This is a genomic window from Thiomicrolovo immobilis (assembly GCF_039645955.1).
Taxonomy (GTDB): Bacteria; Campylobacterota; Campylobacteria; order Campylobacterales; family Sulfurimonadaceae; genus Thiomicrolovo; species Thiomicrolovo diazotrophicus.
Genome location: NZ_CP147916.1, coordinates 938600 through 956575, shown reverse-complemented (window position 1 = coordinate 956575; position 17976 = coordinate 938600). Strand labels below are relative to the sequence as shown.

At 56.3% G+C, this 17976-nt stretch carries 21 protein-coding genes; 6 read left to right on the top strand and 15 right to left on the bottom strand.

All coding sequences use genetic code 11. The features are described from left to right. Positions 1-2: 2 nt before the first annotated feature. From cysE to WCX72_RS04930, 5 genes are all read left to right on the top strand, one after another. A complete protein-coding gene (gene cysE, locus WCX72_RS04950) occupies positions 3-701 on the top strand; it encodes a serine O-acetyltransferase (protein ID WP_345971200.1) in 699 nt (232 codons plus the stop codon). Further along, positions 698-1045: a VanZ family protein gene (locus WCX72_RS04945; RefSeq protein ID WP_345971198.1), complete on the top strand. Its 348-nt coding sequence runs from the start codon at positions 698-700 to the stop codon at positions 1043-1045. The genes cysE and WCX72_RS04945 overlap by 4 nt, the downstream gene beginning before the upstream one ends. Before the next feature lie 98 nt (positions 1046-1143). Beyond that, on the top strand, positions 1144-2310 hold the full coding sequence (locus WCX72_RS04940; protein WP_345971196.1) for a pyridoxal phosphate-dependent aminotransferase: 1167 nt from the start codon (positions 1144-1146) through the stop codon (positions 2308-2310). 185 nt (positions 2311-2495) lie between these two features. Then, complete coding sequence (locus WCX72_RS04935; protein ID WP_345971194.1) at positions 2496-3314, top strand: AraC family transcriptional regulator; 819 nt, start codon at positions 2496-2498, stop codon at positions 3312-3314. A gap of 73 nt (positions 3315-3387) precedes the next feature. After that, entirely contained in the window at positions 3388-3882 is a 495-nt protein-coding gene (locus WCX72_RS04930; RefSeq protein WP_345971192.1) for a DUF4395 domain-containing protein, read from the top strand. A 19-nt stretch (positions 3883-3901) separates the two neighbouring features. On the opposite strand, the gene lpxD (WCX72_RS04925) is transcribed toward WCX72_RS04930, so the two are convergent. The 8 genes from lpxD (WCX72_RS04925) to WCX72_RS04890 form a co-directional block, all read right to left on the bottom strand. Further along, positions 3902-4852, bottom strand: a complete 951-nt coding sequence (lpxD, locus tag WCX72_RS04925) for a UDP-3-O-(3-hydroxymyristoyl)glucosamine N-acyltransferase (protein WP_345971190.1) — start codon at positions 4850-4852, stop codon at positions 3902-3904. Next, positions 4839-5834 (bottom strand): UDP-3-O-(3-hydroxymyristoyl)glucosamine N-acyltransferase, encoded by a 996-nt coding sequence (lpxD, locus tag WCX72_RS04920; protein ID WP_345971188.1) that lies wholly within the window; start codon positions 5832-5834, stop codon positions 4839-4841. The genes lpxD (WCX72_RS04925) and lpxD (WCX72_RS04920) overlap by 14 nt, the downstream gene beginning before the upstream one ends. Next, on the bottom strand, positions 5835-6308 hold the full coding sequence (gene ilvN / locus WCX72_RS04915) for an acetolactate synthase small subunit (RefSeq protein ID WP_231020966.1): 474 nt from the start codon (positions 6306-6308) through the stop codon (positions 5835-5837). It abuts the gene before it with no gap. After that, positions 6305-7999 (bottom strand): acetolactate synthase large subunit, encoded by a 1695-nt coding sequence (locus WCX72_RS04910; protein WP_345971185.1) that lies wholly within the window; start codon positions 7997-7999, stop codon positions 6305-6307. The genes ilvN and WCX72_RS04910 overlap by 4 nt, the downstream gene beginning before the upstream one ends. Before the next feature lie 150 nt (positions 8000-8149). Next, positions 8150-9070, bottom strand: coding sequence for a phosphatase (locus WCX72_RS04905; protein ID WP_345971183.1), 921 nt, complete (start codon positions 9068-9070; stop codon positions 8150-8152). Between the two features lie 5 nt (positions 9071-9075). After that, positions 9076-10287, bottom strand: coding sequence for a threonine ammonia-lyase (gene ilvA / locus WCX72_RS04900; RefSeq protein WP_345971181.1), 1212 nt, complete (start codon positions 10285-10287; stop codon positions 9076-9078). Positions 10288-10292: 5 nt separating this feature from the next. Beyond that, on the bottom strand, positions 10293-10724 hold the full coding sequence (locus WCX72_RS04895) for a CoA-binding protein (protein WP_345971179.1): 432 nt from the start codon (positions 10722-10724) through the stop codon (positions 10293-10295). A gap of 80 nt (positions 10725-10804) precedes the next feature. Further along, positions 10805-11095, bottom strand: coding sequence for a hypothetical protein (locus WCX72_RS04890; protein ID WP_345971177.1), 291 nt, complete (start codon positions 11093-11095; stop codon positions 10805-10807). Positions 11096-11228: 133 nt separating this feature from the next. On the opposite strand from WCX72_RS04890, the gene WCX72_RS04885 reads away from it, so the two are divergent. Continuing rightward, positions 11229-11429: a hypothetical protein gene (locus tag WCX72_RS04885; protein WP_345971175.1), complete on the top strand. Its 201-nt coding sequence runs from the start codon at positions 11229-11231 to the stop codon at positions 11427-11429. A gap of 94 nt (positions 11430-11523) precedes the next feature. Here the strand turns inward: WCX72_RS04885 and WCX72_RS04880 are convergent, their stop codons facing one another. From WCX72_RS04880 to WCX72_RS04850, 7 genes are all read right to left on the bottom strand, one after another. Further along, positions 11524-11952 carry a YbjN domain-containing protein gene (locus tag WCX72_RS04880; protein WP_345971173.1) on the bottom strand — a complete coding sequence of 143 codons (429 nt, stop codon included), beginning with the start codon at positions 11950-11952 and terminating at the stop codon, positions 11524-11526. A 171-nt stretch (positions 11953-12123) separates the two neighbouring features. Next, positions 12124-12837, bottom strand: coding sequence for a TIGR02757 family protein (locus WCX72_RS04875; RefSeq protein WP_345971171.1), 714 nt, complete (start codon positions 12835-12837; stop codon positions 12124-12126). Between the two features lie 134 nt (positions 12838-12971). Then, positions 12972-13694: an LPS export ABC transporter ATP-binding protein gene (gene lptB / locus WCX72_RS04870; RefSeq protein ID WP_345971169.1), complete on the bottom strand. Its 723-nt coding sequence runs from the start codon at positions 13692-13694 to the stop codon at positions 12972-12974. Continuing rightward, complete coding sequence (gene tsaE, locus WCX72_RS04865; protein ID WP_345971166.1) at positions 13687-14103, bottom strand: tRNA (adenosine(37)-N6)-threonylcarbamoyltransferase complex ATPase subunit type 1 TsaE; 417 nt, start codon at positions 14101-14103, stop codon at positions 13687-13689. Before tsaE ends, lptB begins: the two co-directional genes overlap by 8 nt. Further along, on the bottom strand, positions 14100-15086 hold the full coding sequence (trpD, locus tag WCX72_RS04860) for an anthranilate phosphoribosyltransferase (protein WP_345971164.1): 987 nt from the start codon (positions 15084-15086) through the stop codon (positions 14100-14102). Before trpD ends, tsaE begins: the two co-directional genes overlap by 4 nt. Next, complete coding sequence (locus tag WCX72_RS04855) at positions 15083-15331, bottom strand: RNA-binding S4 domain-containing protein (RefSeq protein WP_345971162.1); 249 nt, start codon at positions 15329-15331, stop codon at positions 15083-15085. The genes trpD and WCX72_RS04855 overlap by 4 nt, the downstream gene beginning before the upstream one ends. A 35-nt stretch (positions 15332-15366) precedes the next feature. Next, positions 15367-17970 carry an ATP-binding protein gene (locus WCX72_RS04850; protein WP_345971160.1) on the bottom strand — a complete coding sequence of 868 codons (2604 nt, stop codon included), beginning with the start codon at positions 17968-17970 and terminating at the stop codon, positions 15367-15369. Positions 17971-17976 lie beyond the last annotated feature (6 nt).

Here is a 17976-nt window from a genome sequence, read left to right as displayed (position 1 = left end):
CATTGGGACTGTTTGCTGAGATCAGAGAAGATTTTTCGAACGTCTACCGCAACGACCCCGCGATCAGCAGCCGCTTCGAACTCTTCTTCAACTATCCCGGTATCTGGGCCGTCACCTGGTACCGCATCGCCAACCGGTTCTACCGGAAGGGGCTTCGCCGCACCGCCCGTTTTATTATGGCCATTAACCAGGTGTTGACCAACATTGACATCCACCCGGGCGCGACGATCGGCCGCCGTTTCTTCATTGACCACGGCATCGGCGTCGTCATCGGGGAGACCTGTATTATCGAAGATGACGTGCTCGTCTACCAGGGCGTGACCCTGGGTGGGGTCAGCCTCACCCCGGGCAAACGCCACCCGACAATCAAGAGCAACGCCGTCATCGGCGCCGGTGCGAAGGTGCTCGGCGACATCATTATCGGCGAAAACGCCAAGATCGGTTCGAACTCCGTCGTCGTCAAACCGGTTCCGGACAACTCTACCGCCGTCGGCATCCCGGCTCGGATTATTGAAAAGGGACGTGACAAAGACCCCCTCAGCCACAACAAACTCCCCGATATCGACAAGGAGCTCTTCGAGTACCTGCTCAAGCGGGTCGCCGTCCTCGAGCATATCCTGATGCAGGACAACGCTGAGATCCTCGAACAGGATCTGGAGCTGGAGCATATCTACGATTCGTTCCTCAAAGCGATGAAATGAACGCCGCGAAGCTCCTCTTCGCCGTAACACTGCTTGCCGTCACCCTTCTCGCCTTTATCCCGACGTTCGAACCGCTCCCGGAGATCGTTTCCTTCAGCGACATTCTCAACCACTTTGCCGCGTTTTTTACCCTCTACATGCTCCATCTCTTCGCCTACCCCGCATTTTCATGGCGCCGGCGCGGCGCGCTCCTGCTCGGCTACGGCGTTCTGATCGAAGCCGTGCAGGCCTTTCTCCCGAACCGGTACGCTTCACTGTCCGATGTTGCCGTCGATGCCGCCGCCCTGACGGCTGCAATGCTGCTTCACCTCCTTGTTTATCGTCTCAGAGCGCGCCGCGCTTAAATTTCGCTCCGAGAGGCCGTTTCAGCACTGCCCTTATGCTTATAGTGGTATAATTTCATGATTTAACACTAGGGATTTTTCCCGCCAAAAGGCATAGAATGCAACTGACCGATAGAGTAAATGTCCTCTCCGAATCGATCACGATCGCCGTCACCGCCCTCGCGCAGGAGCTGCGCGCCCAGGGCAAGGACGTGCTGAGTTTCTCCGCCGGCGAACCGGACTTCGGTACGCCCCGCGTCATCAAAGATGCCGCTATCCAGGCCATCGAAACCGATAAGACCCGCTATACGGCCGTCGACGGCATCCCGGAACTTAAACGTGCCGTCATCGAGAAACTGAAACGCGATAACGGCCTGCATTACGAGATGAACCAGGTCATCGTCAACAACGGTGCCAAGCATTCGCTCTTCAACCTCTTTTCGGCGACGATCCAGGAAGGCGACGAGGTGATCATTCCCGCGCCGTACTGGGTCACCTACCCGGAACTGGTCAAGTACTGCGGCGGTACCCCCGTCGAGATCATGACCGACGACGCCAGCGGCTTCAAGATCACGCCGCAACAGCTGCAAGCGGCCATCACGCCGAACACGAAGATGCTGATCCTCACGACGCCGTCCAACCCGACGGGTGCCGTCTACTCCAAAGCAGAGCTCGAAGGACTCGCAGAGGTCCTCAAAGGCACCGACATCATCGTCGCCAGCGATGAGATGTACGAAAAACTCATCTACAAAGGGGAGTTCACCTCCGCGGCGGCGATCAGCGACGATATGTTCCAGCGGACCGTCACCATCAACGGGCTGAGTAAATCCGTCGCGATGACGGGGTGGCGTTTCGGCTACATGGCCTCTGCGGATGCGGAGATGATCAAGGCGACGAAGAAACTGCAGAGCCAGAGCACGTCGAACATCAACTCCATCACCCAGTATGCCGCGCTCAAAGGGCTCGACGGTTCCGCCGACGAGGAGATCGAGATGATGCGCCAGGCCTTTATGGCGCGCCGTGACGAAGCGGTCGAACGCTTCAACGCCGTCGACGGCCTCTCCGTCCTCTCCCCGGACGGGGCCTTCTACCTCTTTGTCAATATCAAAGCGGTCACGGATGACTCTCTTACCTTCTGCAAGCGCCTGCTCGAAGAGAAAGAGGTCGCCGTCGTCCCGGGACTCGGCTTCGGCATGGACGGCTATTTCCGCTTCAGCTTTGCCACCGACATCGAGAATATCCGCGAAGGGATCGCGCGGATCGCCGACTTCGTCAAAACCTACTGATCCTTTGCAGCCTTTGCGGCTGCATCTTCCAGCGTTACCCACCTATCTGAATCTACCCTCTTCTTCATTCTTTCTCTATCCTATTCTAGAAACTTTGCTGTATGGTTGAATAGCGATCTCTCGATGCCATGCATCAATGCGGTAAGATATAAACAAAGATCGAAAATATTTTCCAGGCAGGGCAGATGAAAAGCAAAATTTTCAAATCAGACAGACTCCCTTTCATTGAATTGCGCTATGTCTCAAAAGTTGTCAGTTGTGACAAAATGCATCAGCACGACGCCTTGACGATAAGCGGCATAAAAAGCGGACAGTTGAATATCGAATTCAATGAGAAGAAAGAAGCGCTAAAACCGAACTCAATTTCAATTATCAACCCTGGGCTGGCGCATCGGGCCACGATGACAACGCTTGAAACAAAAGAGAGCTATGTACTTTTTTTAGGTGTAGCATGGTGCAGATCATTGCAAAACACTCTCTTGCACGGTCATGCGGATTATGCGCCTGTGAACATTACGCTCTTGGACGATCAAGACGTCTTTTGCCACTTTATGACTATGTGCGATACATTGCTTTCAAGTGAATGCTCTTTACTCGAAAAGGAGGAGAAGGTCGTCAACTTTGCCACGCCACTCTTCCTCAACTTTTGCGACAATCACGAAACCAATAATATCGATATAGATAGTCAGGCATTGGCGTTAAAAATCGAAGCATACATTGTTGAAAACCTTGAAAACGAACTTTTATTAGGTGACATTGCTGACGCCATGCACCTCTCCATCGCGCATATATTGAGGGTGTTTAAGAAAGAGTTCGGTCTGCCTATCCATTCATACATTATCAATAAAAAGGTCCATTTGGCCAAAGAGTTGCTGTCCCGTAACCTATCGGTCTCGGAGGCGGCCCAGATGAGCGGATTTTTTGATCAGAGCCACTTAAACAGACTGTTTAAAAGGGTCTTTCAACTCACTCCCAGAGAGTATCAGAAAAATCTTTTTTCATAAATGTTCATTTTGTACAAGATTTAATTTTCTATTTTTTGTAGCATGTTCCTACATCATTTTCTAGGAGCATTTCATGGCAACGTATATTGATCATGCCGAAATAAAAATGGGACAGATTCTTACGATAGGCATCCTGTCGATCGCTTTGGTTTTACAAGACAGTAGGCTGCTCATTGTCTTGAGCATACTGTTCTTGTTATCGGGTACCGTAAGGTCTCTCAGTCCCTTCTCACTTCTATACCGATGGGTTGTTCAACCGTTGGGTATTATGAAATCGGATTACCGGCTCGATAATATACAGCCGCACAAATTCGGACAGCTCATCGGGGCTTTGAGTCTGGCATCGGTGCTGGCAATGCTGCACTTCGATTACCGATTAACCGCCTGGGGAGTCGTCGTCGTCTTGATCACACTGACTGCCGTTTCGTATGCAGGCTGGTGTATAGGCTGTTTTCTCTATTTTCAATTGAACCGCTTAGGTTTTGGCGGATTTTTCAGGCATTCGCCTACCGACAAGAAAAAATTTATGGGAATGCGATCGGGGATAACGAAAGATGAGATTGCGTAAGGCGGGGATTGCCCCCTTTTTACGCCTTAAGCAGCCGCGCCAGTTTGCCCTGGAGCTTCAACCAGAGTCTGTGCTCCATCAGCGGGAACCCGCCGTAGACGCCGGCTTTATCGACGTTTTTCGTCACGCCGCCGCGCGCGGCAATCGTCGTGAACGGTGCGATAGAGAGGTGGCCGGCCGTTGCGCTCTGGCCGCCCATGACGACGTTGCGTCCGAGGTTTGAGGAGCCTGCAAGCCCCACCTGGGAGACCAGAACGCTGTATTCACCGACAACGCAGTTGTGGCCCACCTGGACAAGGTTGTCGATGCGCACCCCTTTTTTGATTACCGTACTCTTGAAGACGGCACGGTCAATCGTCGTATTGGAGCCGATCTCGACGTCATCCTCGATCACGACGTTTCCGTTCTGATAGATTTTGACATGTTCGCCCAGCTTGGTCGTCGCGAACCCGAAACCGTCACTGCCGATGACCGTTCCCGCGTGGATGATACAGTCGCTGCCTAGCTTGCAATCGCGGTAGACCGTCACGTTGGGATAGAGGATCGTGTTATCGCCTATCGTGACATTGTTGCCGACAAAAGCACCCGGCATGATATGACAGTTCTCTCCGATACGGCTTCCCTTGGCGACAAAGGCACCCTCCTCGATCACCGTCCCCTCGCCGATAATACTCTCAGGCAGATCATGCTCAAGGCGAAGAGGAGCGAAAAAGGCGGAGGCTTTCGCCAGCACGATATAGGGCTCGTCGACGATCAGGGGAGTGCACTGTTCAGGCAGATACTGCGCCATCGCCTCCGTCACCAGCACGGCTGCGGCATTGGTTCCCGAGAGCTGTGAAGCGTATTTCGGATTTTCCAAAAAGCTCACTTCATTCTGCCCCGCTTCCTGCAGGGCATTGAGACCGTTGATCTCCCGCTCCTCCCCGCTGAAGGGAATGGCGAGTTTTTGGCAGAACTCACTCAGTTTCATGCGCTTTCGTCCTCCGTTTGGTGCTGATCCCCTCTTTGGCCAGTTTCGACAGCCGGCTCTGCAGCCGGGTCCAGAGGCGATGCTCCATCAGCGGGTAGCCGCTGAAGATTTTACCGCTCTCCTTGATGGACTTCGTGACGCCCGAACGCGCCGTGAAGGTCGTAAACGGGGCGATCTCGAGGTGATCGGAAAAGGCCGTCTGGCCGCTGACGACACAGTTGCGGCCCAGATGCGTCGACCCGCCGACGCCGACCTGCGCAACGAAGATACAGTGCTCCCCGATGTCGCAGTTGTGGCCGATATGCACGTTATTGTCGATCTTGGCGCCGCGGCGGATAATCGTCGAATTGAACAGCGCCCGGTCGATCGAGCAGTTTGCCCCGATCTCGACGTCATCTTCGATGACAACGTTGCCGTTTTGGTAGATCTTAACGTGTTCGCCCTGGACCGTATGCGCGTAGCCGAAGCCGTCCGCGCCGATGGTGCTGCCGCCGTGGATACGGCAACGCGAACCGATACGGCAGTCGCGGTAGATTGTCACATTGGGGAAGATCACCGTATCATCGCCGATCACGACGCCCGATCCGACATAGGCGCCGGCCATCACCGTGACGCCTTTGCCGATGACAGTCCCCTTCTCGATATTGGCGCGCGGGTCGATGAAACTCTCAACCCCGATAATCGGTTCGGCGGCATTATGATCGATCAGCGGCGGTGTAAAGAGGGATGTCGCCTTCGCCATTGCAAGGGAGACGTCCTCGCAAACCAGGGCGATACAGTGTGCAGGAACGGCATCCGCGGCATCCGCTTTGACCAGCACCGCCGCGGCCTTTGTCGTCTCCAGAGATTTGAGGTAACGGTTATCGGAAAGGTAGGAGAGTTCTTCTGCCGACGCCTCCGCCAGCGTATTCATCGCACGAATCTCGCGCTCTTCACCCGGCAGTGGCGTACCGAGTGTTTCCGCGATAAGAGAGAGTCGCACCTAGCGCTCCAGGGCCACGGTGCCGCTGCGGACGATCTCTTTGGGATTGAACCGTTTAACAGCTTCGAGGTAGTGCGAAACGCGTTTGGGCTCGTCGGCGACCATCGCGATGATCATGTCGTTGCCGACATTGACGATCTTGCCGTTGTAGGCCTTGCTCAGCGTTTCGATATCGGAGAGGTTCTCCCCGATCGGGAACTTGACCATCGCCATCTCCTTCTCGACGAGATCGGCGTGTTCATAGACCCGCAGAACGGGGATGAGCTTGTGCAGCTGCTTGATGATCTGTTCGATCACCCGGACGGAGCCGGAGGTCGCGATCGTCAGGCGGGAATATTTCGATTCCGGGATCGGCGCGACGGTCAACGACTCGATATTGTAGCCGCGGGCCGAAAAGAGGTCCGTGATCCGCGACAGGGCACTGGCTTCGTTCTGTAAGATGACCGATACAACTCTTCTTTCGTTTTGCATCATTTATCCTTGTATTCCAACATCATATTGAACAGCGAACCGCCGGCCGGGACCATCGGCAGAACGTTCTCGAAACGCGAAACGTTGACGTTGATCATCGCCACGACGTTCTTCTCGACCGCATCTTTGAGCGCGGCGTCGAACTCCTCTTTCGTCTCGACGTTGTAGCCGACTCCGCCGAAGCTCTCGACGAGCCCGACCCAGTTGGGCTGCATGGAGAGGTCCGTCTCCGAATAGCGCTTGTCGTAAAAGAGCGTCTGCCACTGGCGGACCATACCGAGGAAATGGTTGTTCAGGATGACGTTGATGACCGGCAGTTTGTACTCGACCGACGTCATCAGCTCCTGGATGTTCATCAGGATCGAGCCGTCGCCCGTGACGTTGATGCTGACGCGCTCCATATCGCCGCGCTTGACCCCCAGCGCCGCCGGGAAACCGAAGCCCATCGTGCCCAGACCGCCGGAGCTGATAAACTGGCGCGGCCGCGTGAAGGGGTAGAACTGGGCCGTCCACATCTGATGCTGGCCGACGTCGGTGCTGATATTAGCCTTTTCGCCCAGCAGCTGCCCGATGCGCTCGATGACCCACTGCGGTTTGATCGTCCCCGCTTCCTCTTCGTAGCCCAGCGGATGCAGTTTGTTGAAGTGGTCGATCGTCTCCAGCCACGGTGCATAACGTTCCGGATCGACTTTACCCTTGGCCAGGGTCGTCATCTCTTCGACGACGTACTTTACATCCCCGACGATCGGGTACTCCGCGTTGACGAGCTTGGAGATGCTCGCGGGGTCGATGTCGACATGGATAACGTCGGCATTTTTCGCGAACTCGCTCAGTTTCCCGGTAACACGGTCATCGAAACGCGCCCCCAGACCGATGACCAGGTCAGTTTCGCTCATCGCCATGTTGGCAGCGTAGGAGCCGTGCATCCCCAGCATGGAGATCACAAGCGGGTTGTCCGCCCCCATCGTCCCGCGGGCCATGAAGGTTTCAACCGCCGGAATGCCCGTCATTTTCGCGAAGGCACGGACTTCGTCCGCCGCATTGGCGCTGATGATACCGCCGCCGAGGTAGAGCAGCGGACGCTTGGCCGCGGCAATAGCCTCGATCGCCTTTTTGATCTGGCGTGCATTCCCTTTGGTCGTCGGCTTGTAGGTCTCCATCTCTACCGGTCTGCTGTAGTCGAACTCGGCGATCTGTGCCGTAACGTCTTTGGGAATGTCGACGTGGACCGGTCCCGGCCGCCCGGTCGCGGCGAGGTAAAAGGCCTCTTTCAGGACGCGCGGAAGGTCCGCCGCGTCGGTGACAAGGTAGTTATGCTTCGTACACGAGCGGCTGATACCGACGGAGTCGATCTCCTGGAACGCATCCGTCCCGATCAGCGACATCGGGACCTGCCCGCTGATAACGACGAGAGGGATGGAGTCCATATACGCATCGGCGATTCCCGTCACGGCGTTGGTAAAGCCCGGTCCGGAGGTGACCATCGCCACGCCGACCTTGCCCGTTACCTTCGCATACCCCTCCGCTGCATGCACGGCCGCCTGCTCGTGCCGGGTCAGGATATGTTGGAAATCGTCTTGTTTGTATATTTCGTCATAGACGTTCATGATGGCACCGCCGGGGTAACCGAATACGGTATCAACCCCTTCGTGTTTCAGTGCCTCAATGACCATCTGTGCGCCACTCATCTGCATGGCTTTCTCCTCGTAAAAACGTCCCGTAGATAGCACAGTGTTCTATCGGTTCCGAGACTCTATCTAAATCAGATAAAAATGGGGTAATTATAGTCGATTAATCGTTAAACAGGGGTAAGTTTTTCGCTTAAATAAGGGGGAAAGAGGGATTTAGTGCTCCCCCTCTTCGCAAAAAGCGATTGCCACCCCTTCGCGCACTCCGTCGTCGATCACGATCGCGTCATTGTAGTCAAGCACTTCGTAGAAGAGCTCGACAATAACGATCCCCGCGACGATCAGCGCCTCGCGTCCCACACCGACATAAAGCGTGCGTGTCATTTCGTCCAGCGCCAGCAGTTCCTGCAGCGCCTTCTCGCAATCGGGCCTGCTGAGTCTGTAGCCGTTGATCTTCGTCGGGTCGTAGCTGTCGTAGGTCATTCCCTGCAGAAACGCGGCAATGGTCGTCGGGGTCCCGGCCGTCATCACGAAGGTCAGGGGGCGCCCTTTGGTAATGATGTACGTATCCACAAAGATGTACACCTCACGCAGCAGTTGAAGCTGCACGAAGGTCCTGATCTCCTCGGGATTTTCGCACTGCTGGGCCACCGTCACGATGCCGATGGGAAAACTCTTTGAGACCGTCTCGCCGTTTTGATAGAAGATTACCTCCGTCGAGCCGCCGCCGATGTCGATCATGCAGAGCGATTCCGCTGACATCCCGAGTTCCGCCAGGCGGGCACGGGCCGCCGTCAGGGCGTAAAACGCCTCCCGGTCGGCATCGATCACCTCGAACCGCACCCCCGTCTCCCCGGCAATCCGGTCAAGCACTTCGTCACTGTTCTTCGCCATACGCATCGCCGCGGTCGTGACGGCGTGGTAGGGCGTTTTTTTCAGATCGAACAGCGCATCGGCCTCTTTCAGCGCGGCGATCACCCGCTCGACCGCGCCCTCGTCTATCAGGCCCGTCTCGTGCATCCGGTCTGCGGTCTTGACGATCCGTTCGCATTCGCGGCCGAAGCTGCCCGTCGCACAATCGTATTCGATGGCGCGGCAGGTGTTCGACCCCAGGTCGATCGCAACGACTTTGGCCATAGAGGTCAGTGCCCTTCCTGGCTGAGATAGCCGTGGCGGTGAAGGAGGTCGCGGATCTCGTTCTGGTGCGCCTCGCCCTTCGTTTCCAGGTGGATCGTCACGTTGGCATCCCCGTAGTCAAGATCCGTCGAGGTGCGGTCGTAAGCGATATGCACAATGTTCGCGTTGAGGGACTTGAGCAGTTCCGTCAGCTGCATCAGCGATCCCGGACGGTCGACCAGGGTAACGGTCAGTTTCATTTTCCGGAACGATTTGAGCAGACCCTTCTCGATAATGACGGAGAGCAGCGTGACGTCCACGTTCCCGCCCGAAAGCACCACGGCGACCCTTTTGCCGACAAGGTGCGGCAGTTTTTTGTGCAGCAGCGCCGCGACACCGACGGCACCGGCCCCTTCGACCGAGAGCTTCTGTTTTTCCAGCAGAAAGAGGATCGCGTTGGCGATCTCTTCGTCGTCGACGCCGATAAAACGGTCGACGCTCTCCAGGATGTATGCCAGGGTCTTCGGCGACGTGTCGCGCACGGCGATCCCGTCGGCAATGGTACGGACCGAGGTCGTATCGATCGGCCGCTTTGCTTCAAAAGATTGACGCATCGCCGGCGCGCCGGTCGCGCTGACGCCGATCACCTCGATGGAGGGGTCTAGATGCTTAATGGCAGCCGCAACGCCGCTGATCAGGCCGCCGCCGCCGACGGGGACGACCACCGCGTCAGGACGTTCACCCGCCGCCAACAGTTCCAGGCCCAATGTTCCCTGTCCGGCGATGACCTCGTCATCTTCAAAGGGGTGGACGAACTCCAGCCCGTGCTCCGTACCGTAGGCGACGGCATGGGCATAGGCTTCGTCGTAGTTGTTGCCGTGCAGGATGACTTCCGCCCCGAAATGGCGCACACCGTCCACCTTGGTCAGCGGCGTCGATTCGGGCATGACGATGACGGCACGGATCCCGAACTGCGACGCGGAGTAGGCAACCCCCTGGGCATGATTGCCCGCACTCGCCGCGACAACGCCGCGTGCGCGTTCCGTGTCGCTCAGCGAAGCGATCTTGTTGTAAGCACCCCGGATCTTGAACGCACCCGTGATCTGGAGGTTCTCCTTCTTGAGGTAGACCTCGCAGCCGCTCATTTCACTGAGATAGGGCGCAAAGGCATAGGGGGTTTTCGTCACGACGCCGCCGATGCGTTCGGCGGCCTGTTCGATCTTGCTGAAAGGAAACAACGGTGTTACCCCAAAAGATGGCGGTGTTCGACCATCGTGCAGTGGTTCTGAACAACTTTCATCCCCGCCTGCTCCGCTTTTTCGGCGGCCGCGTTGTTGACGATCCCCTTTTGGGCCCAGAAGAACTTCACATCACCGCGCGCGATGCAGGCGTCCGCGACGGCATCCAGTGCTGCCGGCTTACGGAAGATATCGACCATATCGACCGGAAAGGGGATCTCGGCCAGGGAGCGGTAGACCTTTTCGCCGAGGATCTCCTCCTCTTTGGGGTAGACAGGAACGATCTTATAGCCCGCCTCTTTGAGGTATTTCGCTACACGGTGGCTGTCCTTGCTCTCATCGGGGGAGAGCCCGAGAACGGCGATCGTCTTGGTCGCTTCGAACATCGCCTTGATCTCATCGCTATTGGCGTTTACCGTCGGGAATTCGCACTCCATATCGTTCCTTTTTTTCGGGAATTATAACACTTTCTCCTGCCCCTTCGGTAAAAGCCCCCTTCCCCGCCGTACGGCACGATTCACTCCGTCTTTTCCGCCTCTTCCGATGCATCCGATTTTTTCTTCTTGGCGAACCCTGCCCCCTTCTTTGTTTTGGCCTTCAGTTCCAAAGCCTCCACCACGGATGCATACGCCATCCCGCTTTTTTTCATCTCGGCGAAACAGGCGGCGATGACAGCGATCGTATTGGGTACTTCGCCCTTCTTCTTGTACGACTGCAGGTTCTTTTCGCTCACTTTGATCAATTTGCTGAATTTCGGCAGCGTGATCTCCGCGTCCAGCAGCAGTTTTTTGAACTCTATAAACGTCATCTTGCGTCCTTTCGATCCCGAATGATAATGTTTCCTTTCGCTATGCTCTATTGACATGATAATATAAAAAATGTATGATGGTAATAATTTATTACTAAATTTAGTAATAAAAACAATCCAAAGGGAGAAAAAAATGGCAAAGGTCCTGAAGAAAAAAGCGGTAGCGAAAGTGGCGAAAAAAGCGGCCAAGAAAGCCGTGGCGAAAAAAGTGCTGAAGAAGAAGGCAATGAAAAAAGTCGCAAAAAAAGTGACAAAGATCGTCCTGAAGGATAAACCGGCAAAGATGAAAGTCGCCAAGAAAGCGGCCAAAAAAGCGGTCAAAAAAGCGGCCTGACAACCCCAACGGCCCATCGACGCACGGAGCGCGCAGACGGTTCGCGCTCTGCCGACAGAGGCCTTCCCCTCTTTTGCCTACGAAAGTACCCGTCCTAGTCCAGGTAATCCGTTTTAAAACTTTTGAGCGCACGCGTCCAGAGGTCGAAAGAGTCTTCGACGTTGCGCGACGTCACGCCGTAATCCAGGTTGACGTCCATCTCCAGGCACGGGTCACCCTCTTCGTCGAGATAGGCCTTTCCGAAACGTGTATCCCGGTTCCACCGGTTGATTGTTTCCATCGTCATCTTCGCTTCGCTCCACCCTACGGTAAATTGAATGCTTTTGCACGCCGAACCGTCATCCTCGCACCCGTAAAAGTAGATGCCGTACTTTGTCCCGTCAATGCGCCCGATAATGTAGGGGGCACCGTTACTGCTCGTTTTAAGCGTCGCGCTGCCGAACCCCTTTGCCATGCTTTCGATCGCCTTTGCCCCCTCTGCCCAGAACAGATCCTCAGCGTGCAGCAGTTGGATGTTTGGCATGAACACACAGGCGGTAAGGAGTGACAAAGCCACTGTTTCGTTCCGTTTCATTTGCGTTCCCTTTGTCGTCCGGATACGCAGCATTGTACTCTTATGAGCTTAAAGCAAATGAAACACAATAAATTTTATAAAAACAAAAATAAACATTGTATCAATATTAATGGGCAGGGATCAGTACTGTTTCTCCTGGCCGAGGCGGTAGAGGGCGAAGTCATACTTTACGGGGTCATCCGGATCGAAACGTTTGAGACTCTCCGTCAACTCCGCGACGGCCTGCAAGTCGTAGCTCTTTCGTTGCAGAAGTCCCAGCCGGCGCGACACGTTAAACGTATGGGTATCGAGGGGCATCAGCAGATCGGAGGTGCCGACACCCTGCCAGAGCCCAAAATCGATGGCGTCGCTGCGGACCATCCAGCGCAGGAACATCAGCCACCGCTTCATCGGCGCGCCCCCTTTGTACTTGGTCACTTCACGGCCGACGAGAAAGCGGTATCCGCGGCTCTCATAACCGTTGAGCGCCTGCATCTTCGCTATCACGGCATTCACGCCGTCAATCACGGAACGATTGGGCCGGTACGCCTCCGTGAACAGCGCTTCGATATCGCCTTCGAGCTTCAGACGCCGCAGGGTGATAAAGAACTCGATGATGTCCGTCCGATTCTGGAAACGGTAGTATTGCCCCTCGAATGCCCTGCGGATAGCGCTCTCCTCCGCATCCAGCAGCCTGAAATCGAGACCGTCGAGGAAACGGACGATCAGATCGGCGCGCCCGTAAGCGAACAGCGCGCATACGAGCGCGCTGTAGGGCTCCTGGTAACGCTGTGCGACGAGAATGGGATCGGGACGTTCATAGGAGATCTCCTGCGCATGGTTGCGCTGCCGCATCTCTGTATCCAGAAGTGTTTTTAAATCCTGTTCGTTCATGGGGAAGGAAGCGAAGTGCGCATCACCCGTGTACCCTCCCGAAGGGAGTCACCCAGGGGCTTAACGTGGCCTGAGTGGCCGGCGCACCGGCGATATTAAAATTTAAACGACTCGCCAAGGTAGTGCCGCCGGACATCTTCGTTGACCATGATCTCGGCGCTTGTGCCCGACGCGAGGAGCGTACCGCTCTTGATGACGTAGGCGCGATCGCAGACGTCGAGGGTCTCGCGGACGTTATGGTCGGTGATCAGCACGCCGATGTCGTGCTTGACCAGCTGCTCGACGACCTTCTGGATATCGAGAACCGCCAGCGGGTCGACCCCGGCGAAGGGTTCGTCGAGCAATAAGAAGCGGGGACGGGCAACGAGGGCGCGGGCGATCTCGGCGCGGCGGCGCTCCCCGCCCGAGAGGCTGATCCCCTTGCGGTAGCGGATCGGTTCGATGTTGAAGATATCGAGCATCTCGTCGATACGCTCGCGCTGCTCCTTCTTGTTCTTGATCACCGCCTGCGCCGCGACCATCAGGTTCTCCTCGACGGTGAGGTCTTTGAAGATGGAGGCTTCCTGCGGCAGGTAGCCTATCCCCGCTCGGGCCCGGGCGTGCATCGGATAGCTCGAGATGTTTTTCTCGTCGATGAAGACTTCGCCGCCCGTCGCTTCGACAAGGCCGCAGATCATATAGAAGGTCGTGGTTTTGCCCGCCCCGTTGGGACCGAGCAGGCCGACGACCTCGCCGGTGTTGACCTCCAAAGAGACTCCGCGGACGATTTCCGTCTGTTTGATCGTCTTGACCAACTCCTGGGCGCTCAGTTTATGCATGGTACACCTTGTAACAGCGTGCGTCGGGAGCGCACTTTTCGATTTCAATGACGACGGCGGGAATCTCCGCCATCTTCAGCATCTCTATGAGAGTTTCATCCCCCCATTCGATGAAATGGTATCCCGGCTTTTCCAGCTCTTCAAGAAGCCCCAGGGCGAGAAAATGCTCGATACCGTGGTTATAGATGTCGTAGTGGAACATCTGGTCGCCGTAGCACTGCTGCAGCGAAAAGGTCGGCGAGGTGACCGGTTCGTCGATATTGAGATGGCGTGCCGCGGCCTGGGTCAGCGTCGTCTTGCCGCTGGCGAGGTCGCCCTGCAGGACCACGACGCCGCCCCGCGGCAGCGCATCCATCATGGCGCCGACCACCCGGTCCAGATCCTCCCGGCCGCATTTGAGCTGTCTCACAGTTTTGACGAGACCTCGATGATCTGCGCCAGCTTGGCCTTGGCCCGGCCTCCCAGCAGCGCCTCGTCGGCCATCTCGAGCCCCTCCTGGATATCCCGTGCCTTTCCGTCGACGATAAAGGCATTGGCCGCGTTGATCCGCACGATATCGCGCTGCGCTTCCGTCGCACGGTTTTCGAAGATGTTCTGCAAAATCGTGGCATTCGCAACGGCATCGCCCCCGACAATTGCTTCAAGGGGCTGGCGCGGAATGCCGTAGAGGGCGGGATCGATCTCGTATTCGGTGATCCCTTTATCATCGACACGGGCCGCGTAGGTGATGTCGGAGATGCTGATCTCGTCCATCCGTTCCTTTGAACTGACGACGATCGCCGATGTCACGTCGTTGATCTTCAGCGCTTCCGCAATTTTCGGCACGAAGCTTTTATCGAAGACGCCGAGTATAATCTTCCTGACGCCGGCGGGATTGGTCAGCGGGCCGAGGACGTTAAAGATCGTCTTTTCGGGGATGCTTTTGCGTACCGGCATGATGAACTTCATCGCCGGGTGGTGATTCTGGGCGAACATGAAGGTAAAGCCCGTCTCCTCGAGCAGACGCGCGGTCTGTTCGATGCCAAGATCGAGCCTGACCCCCAGGGCTTCGAACATATCGGCACTGCCCGATTTCGAGGTGACGGAGCGGCTGCCGTGCTTGGCAACGTAGGAACCCATCGAGGCGCAGAGGATCGCTACGGTCGAGGAGATATTGAAACTGCCGATCTTATCACCACCCGTGCCGACGATGTCGATCAACTCCGGACGCAGCGCTTCGTCCACGGGCAGCGCAACGGCATTGGCGCGCATCACGGATGCCGCGGCGGCCAGCGCCTCGACCGGCATCGTTTCATCCAGTTTCATCGAGAGCAGGAAGTCGCGCATCTGCGCATCGTCCATCTCATGCCGGAAAAGGCGTTCAAACGCGGCTTGGGCTTCGCTGTAGGTCAATTCAGTTCCTTTACGTATTCGCTTTGCATCGATTTGGGTGTGGATTTCGTCGTCGGGATCTGCAGCACTTCGTAGCGCTTCTCCCCCTTGAGGTAGGCAATGGCGATGATGTCCCCCACCGCGACGTTTTTGCTCGCCTTGACACTCTGGCCGTTGATGCTGACGACCCCGTTTGCGAGCATATCCTGCGCCACGGTGCGGCGCTTCGTGATATTGACCGCATTCAGAAATTTATCTATTCTCATGCGGTAATTGTAGGGAATGATTACTAAATCCGCCGTTACGGCAGGTACTTTCTCGCCTCTTTCAATACATCATGCAGGTGGCGGTCGAAATCGCTTTTGAGCGCGAGCAGTTTACTGTTCTCCAGGTTACGCGACAGGCCGACATTGAGGGCCTCGCTGACCTGTACCATGTGGGTCGCGCCGATATTGGCGCTGACGCCTTTGATATCGTGCGCCAGTTTCTTGGCGGCATCGAAGTTCCCCGTCTTGATAAAGACCTCCAGCGTCTGGTCCGCACTGGCGTACAGCGTGACGTACTCCTCGAGGATCTCGCCGTAAAGCTCCGCATCGCCGCTGGCGCGCATCAGACCGTCCTTGGCCGCGAGTACTTCCGTATTGGCGAAGGTGGTCCCCTTCAGCGGCGACGTTGCCGTGCGGGCCGGCGTCTTGGCGGCCGGAGCGACCGCCTTGACAAAGCGGCTGAACACTGTATAGAGCCGCCCGACCTGCACCGGCTTGGTCAGATGCGCGTTCATCCCGAGCGCGTACATCTTCGCGATCTCCTCGGGCAGTCCCAGACCGGTCAGCGAGACGATCGGCATATCGTCGTACTGCGCGTCCGAACGGATGTGGCGCGTCGCTTCGTAGCCGTCCATGACCGGCATGTTAATATCCATCAGCACGAGGTCGAAACGGTTTTTCGGGTCCTGCACCGCTTCAAGGGCTTCGACGCCGTCGCCGGCCATGGTGACCCGGATGCCGCTGCCGTTGAAGAGGCTCAGCAGCACCTTCTGGTTGATCAGGTTGTCTTCGACAATCAGTACCGACGCCCCCGCAAAGGCACTGAAGCTCTGCTTCGTGATATTCGGCGTTTCCGGGACATCCTCATAGTGCTGCTCGGTGATCGCTTTGGGCGACGTGTGCCGCGGCGTCACGCCCTCGGTATCGACCTCTTTGATACTGTCTTCGAACAGGTCAACGATCAGGTCGTAGATACGCTGAAGGTTCAGCGGCTTCATGATGCGTGCATCAATCAGGGATTTGAGTCCCGAGACGTCGTGGGGCTCGTTCATCATGCTTCCCGCCAGAACGACCTTGTTGTCCGTTTCGCTCTTGACCCGCTTTATCAGGGCCTGGACGTCCGGCGTAAAGGCGTCTTCGGCGATGATAACGACCTCGCTCTCAAAGAGAATATCGCTCTTGTTTCTGATCGCCCCCAGCGATCGGACACTGACGTCGTTTTTGAAGTACTCCAGCATCTTTTTGAGCGCATCCGCCGCCGTCGGCTGCACCTCGACGATCACGAAACTGTGTCCCGTGAAGGCCTTGGCCGGGAGACGGTAGTGGCGTTTTTCGTTGACGTCCGGCACTTCCAGCGGGATCGTCAGAATGAAATCGCTCCCTTTGCTTATGACGCTTTTGATCTCGATGGCACCGCCCATCATCCCAATCAGCGCACGGGAGATGTAGAGCCCCAGGCCCGTCTCTTTGAGATCGTTGGCTGAGGAGAAGGGTTCGAAGATATCATTGAAACGTTTCGGATCAATGCCGATGCCCGTGTCGGAGATGATAAACTCCAGCATCACCTTCCCGCCCTTGTCCGGCAGACGCCGGATATGGAGCTTCACCTCCCCGGCTTCGGTGAACTTCATAGCGTTGCTCATCAGGTTGGTAAGCACCTGCCCCAGGCGCAGCGAATCCCCGATGAACTTGGCCGGTACGCCCTTCTCGATGTCGAAGATGAATTCGACCCCGCGGCCCCGTGCACGGCTGCTGACCGTACCTGCCATCTCGTCGAGAACGTTGTTGATATTGAACAGTTCATGCCGCAGCTTGACCTTGTCGGACTTGAGGTTCAGGAAGTCGATCAGGTCATTCGTGATGTCCAGGAGCAGTTCATCGGAATGCTTGATCTTCTCCAGTTCACGGCTCTGTTCCGGGTCGAGCTGCGTCTGAAGGATCTTCTCGCTGCTGGTGTTGATCTCCTTGGCCGGCTGCCGGATCTTCTCGCCGACGTTGACCATGATATCTTCTTGGTGCTCGAGCATCTGCTCGAGCTCTTCGTGCTCTTTTTTGAGTACGCGGCTTATTTTTGACAGCTTCTGCTTCTGATAGAGGGCGAAAAGGATCAGCAGCAGCAAGAGCGCTCCGAGGATCACCAGCGCAATCAGGATCTTTTCGGACGGGATCCCTTTCGAAGGCCTGTCGACATAGACGGTTTTGACCTCCGGTGCGGCAGGGATATAGACTGTTTTGATCTCCGGTTCGGCGGGAACATAGATCGTTTTCACCTCTACCTTCGGCTCGGGTTCGGCTGCAGGCACTTCATCGCCGCGGTGGGTATAGACATAGGCGTCCGGGAAAGAACGCTGTACCTTTTCCAGCACCCTGGAGACGACCTCGCTGTCGCGGAGCGGCTCGACACTGGTGATGTAGTGACGCCCCGACCGTCGACTGACAACCTCGAAATGCTCTTTGGCCTGTGCTTCGGAGATGGCGGGATCTTCGGCAAATTTCCGCTTCAGGGTATGGACATAGATGTCCATCTCCGCTTTGCTGTTGCCCGCGGCAACCACAATATTCATATAGGGTTCCGCCGCCATCAATGCCAATGACGCCATGGCGACAAGCGCGGTTATGATCAGTTTATAATATTGCATCCGCCA

Excerpts from the sequence above, each read along its gene's own strand:
- WCX72_RS04945 (WP_345971198.1), top strand. The coding sequence starts at position 698 with ATGAACGCCGCGAAGCTCCTCTTCGCCGTAACACTGCTTGCCGTCACC.
- WCX72_RS04855 (WP_345971162.1), bottom strand. The coding sequence starts at position 15,331 with ATGAGAATAGATAAATTTCTGAATGCGGTCAATATCACGAAGCGCCGC.
- WCX72_RS04910 (WP_345971185.1), bottom strand. The coding sequence starts at position 7,999 with ATGCAGATGAGTGGCGCACAGATGGTCATTGAGGCACTGAAACACGAA.
- WCX72_RS04895 (WP_345971179.1), bottom strand. The coding sequence starts at position 10,724 with ATGGAGTGCGAATTCCCGACGGTAAACGCCAATAGCGATGAGATCAAG.
- WCX72_RS04890 (WP_345971177.1), bottom strand. The coding sequence starts at position 11,095 with ATGACGTTTATAGAGTTCAAAAAACTGCTGCTGGACGCGGAGATCACG.
- WCX72_RS04930 (WP_345971192.1), top strand. The coding sequence starts at position 3,388 with ATGGCAACGTATATTGATCATGCCGAAATAAAAATGGGACAGATTCTT.
- WCX72_RS04905 (WP_345971183.1), bottom strand. The coding sequence starts at position 9,070 with ATGGCCAAAGTCGTTGCGATCGACCTGGGGTCGAACACCTGCCGCGCC.
- WCX72_RS04850 (WP_345971160.1), bottom strand. The coding sequence starts at position 17,970 with ATGCAATATTATAAACTGATCATAACCGCGCTTGTCGCCATGGCGTCA.
- ilvN (WP_231020966.1), bottom strand. The coding sequence starts at position 6,308 with ATGATGCAAAACGAAAGAAGAGTTGTATCGGTCATCTTACAGAACGAA.
- WCX72_RS04875 (WP_345971171.1), bottom strand. The coding sequence starts at position 12,837 with ATGCGGCAGCGCAACCATGCGCAGGAGATCTCCTATGAACGTCCCGAT.
- WCX72_RS04880 (WP_345971173.1), bottom strand. The coding sequence starts at position 11,952 with ATGCCAAACATCCAACTGCTGCACGCTGAGGATCTGTTCTGGGCAGAG.
- WCX72_RS04935 (WP_345971194.1), top strand. The coding sequence starts at position 2,496 with ATGAAAAGCAAAATTTTCAAATCAGACAGACTCCCTTTCATTGAATTG.
- lptB (WP_345971169.1), bottom strand. The coding sequence starts at position 13,694 with ATGCATAAACTGAGCGCCCAGGAGTTGGTCAAGACGATCAAACAGACG.
- WCX72_RS04885 (WP_345971175.1), top strand. The coding sequence starts at position 11,229 with ATGGCAAAGGTCCTGAAGAAAAAAGCGGTAGCGAAAGTGGCGAAAAAA.
- lpxD (WP_345971190.1), bottom strand. The coding sequence starts at position 4,852 with ATGAAACTGAGTGAGTTCTGCCAAAAACTCGCCATTCCCTTCAGCGGG.
- WCX72_RS04940 (WP_345971196.1), top strand. The coding sequence starts at position 1,144 with ATGCAACTGACCGATAGAGTAAATGTCCTCTCCGAATCGATCACGATC.